Below are 10,098 nucleotides of genomic sequence, written 5' to 3'. Positions count from 1 at the left end.
GGGCAACGCCTGCTGGCCGTGGCCAACGGTCATCCGCTCCTCGGGCGCGTCACGGGGACGGGCTGCGCGGTGTCGGCGCTCGTGGGCGCGTTCGCCGCGGCGGGGCGCGGAGACCATGTCGAGGCCACCGCCGCCGCGCTGGCCGTGTTCGGCCTGTGTGCCGAGCGCGCCGCGGCCGCCGCGCCGGCCGGCCCCGCCTCGTTCCAGACGGCGTTGCTCGACGAGCTGTATCGCATCACGCCCGTCGAGGCGGCGCAGGAGGCGCGGATCCATGCGCTGTGATCCAGCCCGTCTCGCGCTCTATCTGGTCACGGACCGCCGGATGCGCCCCGACCTGCCGCTGCCGGAGCTGGTCCGCCGGGCGGTGGCCGGCGGGGTGACGTGCGTGCAGCTCCGCGAAAAGGAGATCGAAGGCGGCGAATTTTACCGCCTGGCTCTGGCTTTGGGCGAGGCGCTGGCGGGCTCCGGCGTTCCCCTCATCATCAACGACCGGGTGGATGTGGCCGCCGTCGTCCCCTGCGCCGGCGTGCACCTCGGCCAGAAGGACCTGCCGCTCGAGGCCTCTCGCCGGATCCTCGGTCCCGATGCGGTCATCGGCATTTCGGTCAACACGCCGGCGGAAGCCGTGGCGGCCGAGCGGGGCGGCGCCGACTACCTCGGCGCCGGGCCCGCCTTCCCCACCGGCACGAAGCTGGACACCGACCCGCTGCTGGGTCCGGCGGGGCTGCGGGCCGTCGCCGCCGCGGTGCGCATCCCGGTGGTGGCCATCGGCGGCATTCACACCGGCAACGTGCGTGAACTGAGGGGAATCGGCCTGGCGGGCGTGTCGGTGGTCAGCGCCATCTGCGCCGCCCCCGACCCCGCCGCCGCCGCCAGCGAGCTGCGGCAGCTCACAATTTGACACCCATTCACCGGCTTCGGACCCCACACCTCCGGCTAAGGCAGGGGATCCAGCCAAGTAGGCAAACCCCGGCGCCCACCCATCCAAGCCACCAGATCGTCCGCCGCATGGCACTCCCGGACCATACCATCCTTCTTGTTCCCTGTAGAATCAGTGCTTCTGTACTATAATGACCCAAGTTTGAGTCAGCTCATGCCTGGATGCCGGATGACGCAGCAACTGAAATCGAGAACAAACCCAGCCCAGCCGACCGGTGTCGATCCGATGGTACTGCACTTGTCGACTTCCGACCTGGGTCACGGGGCCGGGATCGCTGCATTCAGAATTCACCAGGGTCTGCAATCCGTCAGTTACCCATCTCGAATGATGGTGAACGAAAAACTCTCGGACGATCCATTCATCCTGACCGTTGCTTCCAAACCGACTGATCAATGGGCCAGGCTCCGAAGGGACTTCCGACACCTGGTGGAATCCGGACTCAATTTCAGCGCATTCCAGAATATGTACTCCGCTACGGGAAGAGCGCTCCGAGGCCACCGCCTCTTTCGGGAGGCTCCGCTAATTCACCTGCACAACATCCACGCCCATGTCCGGAACATTTTTTCCGTTCGCCTCTTTCAACACTTGCGCGACCGGCCGGTGATCTGGACTCTGCACGACATGTGGCCCCTGACCGGTCATTGTTTCTATTCATTCGAATGCGAGCGGTGGCTCACCGGCTGCGGGCGTTGCCCGCACAAGGACGTATACATCCGACTGCTGCTGGACACAACGGCCCCCCTTTTTCGGCTTAAACGGCGCCTTTACCGGCATCCACGATTGACGGTCGTCGCCCCTTCCCGATGGCTCGCCGGAATCGCCTCACGCAGCCCGTTGTTTGAAGGACGGAAAGTCCTCTGCATTCCCTACGGCATCGACACGGCGGTCTTTCACCCCACCGATCCCTTGGAGGCACGACGGCAACTCAACCTGCCGATGGACGGACTGCCGCTCGTCCTTTTCATCGCGTACAACCTGAACGATCCGCGAAAAGGATATCGCTTTTTTGCCGACGCCATTTCCACACTCAAAAAAGACGGGATTGACTGCCGGCCGGTGATCATCGGCCGGGGTGAGTACTTCTGTCCTTTAAAAAGCGACCCCCTTACTCTTGATCTGGGTCTGGTAACGGAACCGGGCCGTTTGGCCCTGGTCTATTCGGCGTCCAATCTGATGGTCATCCCCAGCACCCAGGACAACCTGCCGAACACGGCCATGGAAAGTCTGGCCTGTGGCGCGCCGGTCCTTTGCTTCCGGACGGGCGGTCTGCCGGATCTCGTCCGGCACATGAAAACCGGTTTCATCGTCGAGCACCGGGAAACCGAAGCGCTCGCCCGCGGCTTGGCCACTCTGCTCGGTTCACCGATGCGCCTGATCGAGATGCGTCAGGAATGCCGCCGGACGATCCTGGCCCACTTCACCCAGGAGCGCCAAGCCGCCGATTACGCCGCCCTGTACAGGGAGAGTGTATCGTGAGCAAGCAGCCGACCCGATACCGTTCTCCTCTGTCATCGGTTTTCCGGAGGGCGCTCGGATGATGGACACACCCCGAATCGCCGCGATCATCGTGACGCATAACCGGCGAACCTTACTGCGGGAGTGTCTGCAGGCCGTCGCCAGCCAGTCGCTCCCCCTCGCCAAAGTCGTCCTGATCGACAATCATTGCACCGACGGCACGCCGACAGCGCTACATGAGCAGGGAATTCTGCCCCAGATCCCCGAGTCCCAGGCAGAAGGTGTCCAATCGCTGCAGGGCGCGCTCCCCGCCACCGGTCGTACCGAGCCCGTTCCATTCCACTATTACCGGCTGCCGACCAACTGTGGCGGCGCTGGAGGATTCAACGAGGGCATCCGGAGGAGCGTGCCGGGCGACGTCGATTTTCTCTGGTTGATGGATGATGACACCATCGCCGAGCCGGACGCCTTGCTCCAGCTCCACCGGGCATGGGCCCTACTCGCCACACACGGCCACGCGCCCGGTTTCGTGTGCAGCAAGGTGCTCTTCAAGCCGGGGGAGGTTCATCGCATGAATCTCCCCCAACTCCAGCCGGTGATCGGAGGCCTGCCCTTCAACACATATGAAACCGAGGGGGTGTTGCTGGTCAAATCGGCATCCTTCGTCTCGCTTCTGGTGCCGGTGGCGGTGGTGCGTGCATGTGGGCTGCCCTTTCGCAACTTCTTCATTTGGTACGATGACTTGGAGTACACAACCCGTATCGGACGGGCGGGCTTCCCGGGCGCCTACGCCCCGCACAGCCGCGTATTTCACCGGACCGCCTCCAATTATTACGTCGACATCGCCTTGGACCGTCCGGAAAACCTTGGGAAATACCGGTGGGGCATCCGCAACCAGTTGGTGTGCCTGCGCCGGGAAAATCCCTGGTTGTTCTGCTGCACCATACCCTACCACCTGACCGTCCTGAACTGGCGGGTCCTGCGTCGCCGGCGTTCCCATCGCCTTCGTGGCGTCTGGATCCAGACCATCGCCACTCTGTCATCCCTATTTTTCATCCCTCGGGAATAGGCCGCGCTTGTGTGTGTGGAAGCTCAGCGGGTTGGCGGCGAAGGCGGAATCCGCAGCGGATTGATACCCTGCCGCAACGTATAGATAAATGTCGCTACGTTGACCAAGGTCTCGGCGCCGAGATAGGCGGCAGCCATGCCCACCGCTCCGAACCATTGGGCCAGGAACACCCCAACCAACAGATTCTGCACACCCGCCACGGCGATGATACTCAAGATGGCCCAGTCGCGCCGGAATGCGATCATCAACAGGGTGGACCAGACCGTGGTCAGGCTGAGGTTCAGCACCACTGGAGCCAACACCCGGAGCACCCCAGCGGACGGGCCGAATCCGCTTCCCAGCACGACGCGCACAATCAGCGGTGCGCCCAGCGCGAGGCCCAGCGACACGAACAGGCCGATTCCCGCCACGACGGGCAGTAGCCGCCTGACGAAACGGAGGGCCTTCGTTCGGGACTCCCTGGCTAGCTTGTTCACCACCGGAAAGACCGCCTGTTCGATGGGCACCAAGATTTGGTTGGCCGCCCGCACCAGCCGTTCGGCGGCGTTGAAATATCCCACCGTCACATGATCAGTGACCAATCCCAAAATGAACGAATTCCCCACCGTGTAGAGGCTGCTGGCGCCGCAGGTCAGAAACAGCGCCCATCCCTCCCGGTATTGGCGACCGACGTCTATCCAGCGAGGCACGACCAGGCGGATTCGAAACCGCCGGAGGCCCGCCATCATTCCGAGACTGCCCGCAACCAGCGCGTCGGCGGCCAGCAGAGCGGCATAGGCGTGATAGTCGTCAGGTCGCCGAACCAGGGCGAAGATGCCGACGGTGGACAGAATCCGGACGGCCATGCTGATGGTCGTCAGGGCGGCCATGCGTTCCATTCCCTGGAAGAGCCATACGGGCATGAGCACCTCGCCGATGACCGCGCCAAACAGGATGAGCGCGAGTGGGAGGATGGCCCCGATCTTCGCTACGGCGCCTGCGGCCAGCAGCAACACCGCCAGTCCGGCCAACGCCAGGATCGTCTTGGCCGCCCAAATGGTCGAAGCGATCCGGCTGACCGCCGCTGGAGAATCCCGGTGGATCGAGATCTGGCGGGTACCCGACCAGTTGAATCCGAATGAAACCAGCAGCACGAGGTAGGCAATGAAGCCCTGCCCGAAGGCCACCGTTCCGAACCGGTCGGGTTGGAGCACCCGAGCCAGGTAGGGGATGGTGATCAGGGGGATCAGGTAATTGACACCCTGCAGTACGTATAGGGAGAGGATCTGGTGCGACAAGCCGCCTCGCAGCAAATCGCGAAGCCGGCCGCTCCACGGCGGGGATGGGTGAGCAGGTGCGGGAACTTCGTTCATCCGGGTCGGACTCATGTGCCTGTTCAATCAGGTTCGTTTCACCCCGGGTGGTCTCGGACGGTTACGAGTGAGCAGCGCCTTCAATCCGCGCCAGGTCTGGCACAGTTCATCGCGGGATCGACCGGCCCGCCGTACCATCATCCAGACGTAACGTGGCCGGGTGTAATAGCGTCGGTACGTCTTGCGGAGAATCTGTTGGAGTTCCGACGCAGAAACGTGCGGCAGATCAAAGCCCAAGCCGTGGAAACTGTCGGATCGAAGCCAATCGTCCGGCCGGATCACCCCTTCGCCGACCAGAAAGTCCCAATACACAGTGCCCGGCAGGGGCACCGGCATTGAAAATTGCGTGAACTCCGCATTCAGCTCGAAGGCGAATGCGATCGTTTCTCGGATGGTTTCCCGGGTATCCCAGTAGAAACCGATCATCACGCAGTTGAGCACGTCGATGCCCGCTTGCTGCGCCGCCCTGACACCCTGGCGGATCCTCTCCGTAGTGGTCCCTTTCCGGATCTTCTGCAGGATATCATCAACTCCCGACTCGACGCCGTACAGGATGAAGGTGCAACCGGCCTGTTTCATTGCCCGGGCCAGTTCCAGGTCCACGTTGCCCGGGCGGCACTGCGGCGCCCAGACGAGATCCATGCGGGCCGAGCGAAAATTCTCGCAGATTTTGAATACCCGATCGCGGTCCACCTCGAAGGTGTCGTCGTCATACCGGATCTCCCGCACGCCGTGATCCCGGTACAGGAAACGGGCTTCTTCCAGCACCCTCTCCGGCGACTGGGCGCGATACCGATGATCGTAGATCGTCTCGGGAAATGCGCAGAAGACGCACCGATAGGGACAGCCACGGCTGGTGATGGTGGTGGCTGCGGGAAAGCGCTTGAACACCGATTCGTAGAACCGGTCGAGCCGGACCAGGTCGTAGGCGGGGAACGGCAGAGCGTCCAGGTCTTCCACCAGGGGGCTGTCAGGAGTGCGTTGAAGCGCGCCGCCCCGGCGGTAAGTCAGTCCTGGAACCTCTTCCAGCGGTGTACCATCGGCAAGGGATCGAGAGAGGGCCAACACGCTCAGATCCCACTCGCGGCGGAGGATGTAGTCCGGCTCCAGGCGGTTCATCACCTCGTGATCCAAGGCGGTTGCCAACGGCCCGACGAGAACGACGTGGGCATCGCTTTCCTGACGGATTTCGCGGATGATCGCGGCAGTCACGCCCCAGTTGATATGCTCGGCCATGATCACGATAAGACCGGTGGGGAATTCCCGGATTTTCGACACCAGGGCCGCCCGATCAATTCCCTCCGTCTGGCAATGAGTGTACCGAACGGTGTGGCCTGCTTTCCGGAGCACGGCGGCGGCGGACAGGTTGATGTAGCTGTAGACCTGCTCGCCGGTGAAATTCAGCGAGGGGTGCCGTCGGCCGGCGGTGGAAACTCCCGATGACGGCTGCCAGTCCAGAGTGGGCGGAGGTTCGATGAACCAGACTTCCATGAGATTGCACCTAACGGTCGATATACGGTTGCTCGCCGAACCGGCCCGCCTGCCAATCGCGGACTCCCTGCCAGGCCGCCCGATTGAGCGCCAGCCAATGCGACCAGCCGGCGGTCCGGGAGGCGCTCGCGAAGATCAACTCCCGCTTGACCAGGATCACCGGAATGAGCATCGCCGCCAGCCACCTCTGCCATCGCCGGCCATGCATGGACAGCAGCAGACCGTGGTTTCGGGTGGAATAATAGGCAATCCGCGGGCTGATTGAAGTCGTCTGGTAGCTGATATCGTGCCATGCTCTGGCCCGGGGTTCCAGCCAGATTTCCCAGCCGGCGTTGCGAATGCGCAGGCACCAGTCGACATCGTCATTGTAGATGAAGAAGCGCCCGTCCATCAGGCCGACCTGGTCGATGACGGACCGTCGCACCAACAGGGCGCAAGCCGGCATATAGCCGACCGGTGCGGGGTCGCCGTAACGCCCTACGTCCATGCTGTTTCCGCCCCTGTGGGTAGTCTCGGCCAACAACGGCCGGTAGACACCGCCGCAGCACCAGATCCGCCGAGGATCGGATTTATAGAACGTTTTGGGCCCGACGACCCCCGCAGTTGGCCGTTGCCGCAGGAAGCTGATCAGGATTTCCAGCGCGTCAGAAGCAAGGACCACGTCATTGTCCAAGAGCAGGACCGCCTCGTTCTCGCGTCGGCGCGCAAGTTCAATGCCGGAGTTGAATCCGCCGGTGCCGCCCAGGTTGTGGTCGTGAACAACGAGATGGATCCGGTCCTGATGGGCGGCGGCGACTGCGGCAGCACTCCCGTCGGTGGAGGCGTTGTCCACCACGATCACTCGAAAATCCGTTTCACTCTGGCGGAACAGGGAATCGAGCGCTGCAAGCAGCGCCTGCCGCTTGTTCCAGTTCAGGATCACCACATCGATCATGATTTGCTATCCCCGGGCATTATAGATGAGTTTTCCGTGAGCGCCAACATGCATTGGAGTGCGGCGACGGGGGCAACCGAATCCCGGCGGATTTCGCAAACAGCTTTCCTGTTTCCTCCAAATCACATAGAATCGGTATAAATAATCTCCCGGAGACTCGAGGAGTCGGCATGCGGAAATTTGTGGTTGGCGCAGGGGCGACGGGTTTGGCGGCGGGATTCGCTTGCGGCTGTCCGGTGTTCGAATCCGACACGGTGCCGGGGGGGATGAGCCGCTCGTACCTGCTGAAACCGGGTAAGCAGCGCCGCTGGGATCTGGGCCCTCCGGACCCATCAGGGTACCGTTTCGACCACGGAGGCGGACATTGGATCTTCGGCCTGGATGCCCCGCTGAAAGAGTGCCTGTCCCATCATGGTGAGCTGGACGCCTACCAGCGGATTTCCAGCGTCTTTTTTTCGCATCGCGGGACGTTTGTACCGTTTCCCATTCAAAACCACTTGCATTGCCTGGAGCCGGCCGTCGCCCGCCAGTGCCTGGAGGAGATTCTGCACCCGCCCCAGCGTGAATGCAGCACCCAGGCAGAGTGGCTGGAAGCGAATTTCGGCCCGACCCTGAACGCGCTCTTCTTTGCCCCGTTCCACGAACGGTACACCGCCGGCCTGTGGACCCGGTTGGCGCCTCAGGATGCCTACAAGTCCCCCATCGATCGCGCGGCGGTGATCGCGGGCGCCGCAGGCAATCCGCGCACGGCCGGGTACAACACGGTGTTCCATTACCCCCGCAACGGCCTGAGCCGGATGTGGGCGGATCTCGCCCGGCGGGTCGACGTCCGGTACGATCACCGGCTGGTCCGGATCGATCCTGTCGACAAGGTCCTGCATTTCGCCGATGGAACCGTTGATCCGTTCGACCGCCTGTTGTCCACCCTGCCCCTGGATCAGACCCTGACACTGGCCTCTTTACAGCCGGGATCGGCTCCGGATCCCTACACGTCCGTGCTCGTCCTGAACGTAGGCGGGCCGAAGGGACGGAGCTGCCCCCCCGATCACTGGGTGTATGTACCGGACAGCCGGTGCGGCCTCCATCGCGTGGGCATCTACAGCAACGTGAACCGCAGCTATCTGCCCCAGGCAGACCGCGATTCTGGCCGGACCGCCAGTTTTTACGTCGAACGCGCCTTCCCAGCCGGCAAACGGCTGGACGATGCCGCCACCAGCCAGTACGCGACGGAGGCGATCCGGGAACTCCAGGACTGGGGATTTTTGCAGGAATCCGAAGTACAGGATTGCCACTGGGTCGAGGTTGCCTACACCTGGACGTGGCCGAACTCGACCTGGAAGCAGGAGGCGCTCGCCCTCCTCGAGCGGCACGATATCCAGGCGATCGGACGCTACGGCCGCTGGCATTTTCAGGGAATCGCCGACTCGCTCCGAGAGGGGATTCTGTGGGGGACGGCGCTGCGATGAACACAGCCTCTTCGGTCGGGCGAGGCGAGATCCTGTTCCTATCCGCCCTGACCACCGACAGCGGGTCGGGGGTGCGGTTCTGGAACATGGCCCGCGTCGTCGCCGACGCCGGGTGGCCGGTGACCTTCGTGGAGCGGCTGCCGGCGGGATTGCCGGCCCGGACGCATCCCGGCATCGCCTACGTGGGCATTCCCGAGAACCGCCGGGGCGGCGTACAACCGCATCGTTCATTAAATGCTCCGGACACGAGCTCGCCTGCGCAAGCCGATGACATCCCACCGGCCGCGCCTTCCGCCTTGGGCCTGGCGGCGGCGGTGCTGCGGGCGACGTGGCGGGGCCGGCGGATCGCCCGGAGCCGGCCGTGGCGGGCGGTGTACGCGCTCAAGCCCATGCCGAACGCGGTACTGCCGGCGCTGGCCGCCGCCCGGGGCGGCGCCCGGATCGTCCTGGACGTGGACGACCTCGACTTCGAATACTATCCGCCGGGGCTGCAGCGGCGCCTGGTCCGGCATTGGTTCCGGCGCTGGCCGCGCCGCTTCAACGCCGTTTCCTACCACGTGGCGCCGCTGCGGGAGTATCTCGAAACGGAAGCCGGCGTGGCGCCGGAGCGGCTCCGCCGCATCACACAGGGCGTGGACATGGACGTCTTCGCAGCCCCCACGGCGCCGCTGCCGCCGGAAATCGCCGTGTTCACCGGCCGCTACCAGACGATCGTCTACATGGCCTCGCTGGGGATCACCTCCGACTTCGGGGACGTACTCCCCACCCTGGGGCGGATTCTGGCGCGTCACGCCGACTGGGGCCTGCTGGTGCTGGGGCACGGCGTGCGTCTCGCCGAGTTCCGCGACCGGACCGCCGCCTTTGTTGACCGCTTGCTCTTCGCCGGCTACGCGCCCCACGACACCGTGCCGGCGATTCTCGCCGCCTGCCGCGCCGGATTCCACTACCTGCGCCCCGAGGGCGCCAACCGCTACCGTGCCGTCATGAAGATCCGCGAATACCTGGCCGCCGGCCTGCCCGTGGTGGCCAACCCGTCCGCCGACGCCGCCGACTTCGGGGGCTTCATCGCCTTGGCCGATGACGAATCGGGCTGGGAACGGGCGTTGGCCGCCGCGGTGGCCGGCGAGGCCGCGGCCCGCACGGCGGCCGGGAGACAGTTCGTCGCCGAAACGCTGGCCTGGTCCCGGCTCGCTCCTGACATCCTCGACATCCTGGGGCTGAATACCGTGGGTTGAGCGTTGAGGGTTGAAAGTTGATGTGATGAGAAGAGCGCTCCTTTTAGCGCCACCGAGACACGAGATATAATCTCGTGGGTGATTGCTCCCGGGGTCGCGGCGCCAAAAGGAGCGCACACAATGACAACACCATTGTACCTCGGAGTCGATTTTCAT

General features: G+C 64.0%; 9 protein-coding genes. 6 read left to right on the top strand and 3 right to left on the bottom strand.

Annotation, left to right across the window (positions count from 1 at the left end; genetic code table 11):
• The 4 genes from GX414_02580 to GX414_02565 all read left to right on the top strand — a co-directional run.
• On the top strand, positions 1-282 hold a 282-nt coding region (locus tag GX414_02580), incomplete at its 5' end, for a hydroxyethylthiazole kinase (GenBank protein NLI45976.1).
• Positions 272-901 carry a thiamine phosphate synthase gene (gene thiE / locus GX414_02575; GenBank protein ID NLI45975.1) on the top strand — a complete coding sequence of 210 codons (630 nt, stop codon included), beginning with the start codon at positions 272-274 and terminating at the stop codon, positions 899-901. The genes GX414_02580 and thiE, both read left to right, overlap by 11 nt.
• A gap of 207 nt (positions 902-1,108) precedes the next feature.
• Positions 1,109-2,416 carry a glycosyltransferase gene (locus tag GX414_02570; protein NLI45974.1) on the top strand — a complete coding sequence of 436 codons (1,308 nt, stop codon included), beginning with the start codon at positions 1,109-1,111 and terminating at the stop codon, positions 2,414-2,416.
• Positions 2,417-2,474: 58 nt separating this feature from the next.
• Positions 2,475-3,464 carry a glycosyltransferase gene (locus tag GX414_02565; protein ID NLI45973.1) on the top strand — a complete coding sequence of 330 codons (990 nt, stop codon included), beginning with the start codon at positions 2,475-2,477 and terminating at the stop codon, positions 3,462-3,464.
• 23 nt (positions 3,465-3,487) lie between these two features.
• On the opposite strand, the gene GX414_02560 is transcribed toward GX414_02565, so the two are convergent.
• The 3 genes from GX414_02560 to GX414_02550 form a co-directional block, all read right to left on the bottom strand.
• Entirely contained in the window at positions 3,488-4,741 is a 1,254-nt protein-coding gene (locus tag GX414_02560; protein ID NLI45972.1) for an oligosaccharide flippase family protein, read from the bottom strand.
• A gap of 102 nt (positions 4,742-4,843) precedes the next feature.
• Positions 4,844-6,307 carry a radical SAM protein gene (locus GX414_02555; GenBank protein ID NLI45971.1) on the bottom strand — a complete coding sequence of 488 codons (1,464 nt, stop codon included), beginning with the start codon at positions 6,305-6,307 and terminating at the stop codon, positions 4,844-4,846.
• A 10-nt stretch (positions 6,308-6,317) separates the two neighbouring features.
• Entirely contained in the window at positions 6,318-7,241 is a 924-nt protein-coding gene (locus tag GX414_02550; protein ID NLI45970.1) for a glycosyltransferase family 2 protein, read from the bottom strand.
• Between the two features lie 170 nt (positions 7,242-7,411).
• Here GX414_02550 and GX414_02545 point away from each other — a divergent pair, with 170 nt between their 5' ends.
• Both GX414_02545 and GX414_02540 read left to right on the top strand, forming a co-directional pair.
• Positions 7,412-8,707 (top strand): protoporphyrinogen oxidase-like protein, encoded by a 1,296-nt coding sequence (locus GX414_02545; protein NLI45969.1) that lies wholly within the window; start codon positions 7,412-7,414, stop codon positions 8,705-8,707.
• Complete coding sequence (locus tag GX414_02540; GenBank protein ID NLI45968.1) at positions 8,704-9,942, top strand: glycosyltransferase family 4 protein; 1,239 nt, start codon at positions 8,704-8,706, stop codon at positions 9,940-9,942. The genes GX414_02545 and GX414_02540 overlap by 4 nt, the downstream gene beginning before the upstream one ends.
• Positions 9,943-10,098 lie beyond the last annotated feature (156 nt).

This window comes from Acidobacteriota bacterium, from assembly GCA_012517875.1.
Lineage (GTDB): Bacteria > Acidobacteriota > JAAYUB01 > JAAYUB01 > JAAYUB01 > JAAYUB01.
The sequence above is the reverse complement of the archived record's forward strand: the minus strand, read 5'-3'. Positions and strand labels throughout refer to the sequence as shown.

Coding starts and splice junctions, on each gene's coding strand:
- GX414_02550 (NLI45970.1), bottom strand. CDS start 7,241: ATGATCGATGTGGTGATCCTGAACTGGAACAAGCGGCAGGCGCTGCTT.
- GX414_02565 (NLI45973.1), top strand. CDS start 2,475: ATGATGGACACACCCCGAATCGCCGCGATCATCGTGACGCATAACCGG.
- GX414_02545 (NLI45969.1), top strand. CDS start 7,412: ATGCGGAAATTTGTGGTTGGCGCAGGGGCGACGGGTTTGGCGGCGGGA.
- thiE (NLI45975.1), top strand. CDS start 272: ATGCGCTGTGATCCAGCCCGTCTCGCGCTCTATCTGGTCACGGACCGC.
- GX414_02570 (NLI45974.1), top strand. CDS start 1,109: ATGACGCAGCAACTGAAATCGAGAACAAACCCAGCCCAGCCGACCGGT.
- GX414_02540 (NLI45968.1), top strand. CDS start 8,704: ATGAACACAGCCTCTTCGGTCGGGCGAGGCGAGATCCTGTTCCTATCC.
- GX414_02555 (NLI45971.1), bottom strand. CDS start 6,307: ATGGAAGTCTGGTTCATCGAACCTCCGCCCACTCTGGACTGGCAGCCG.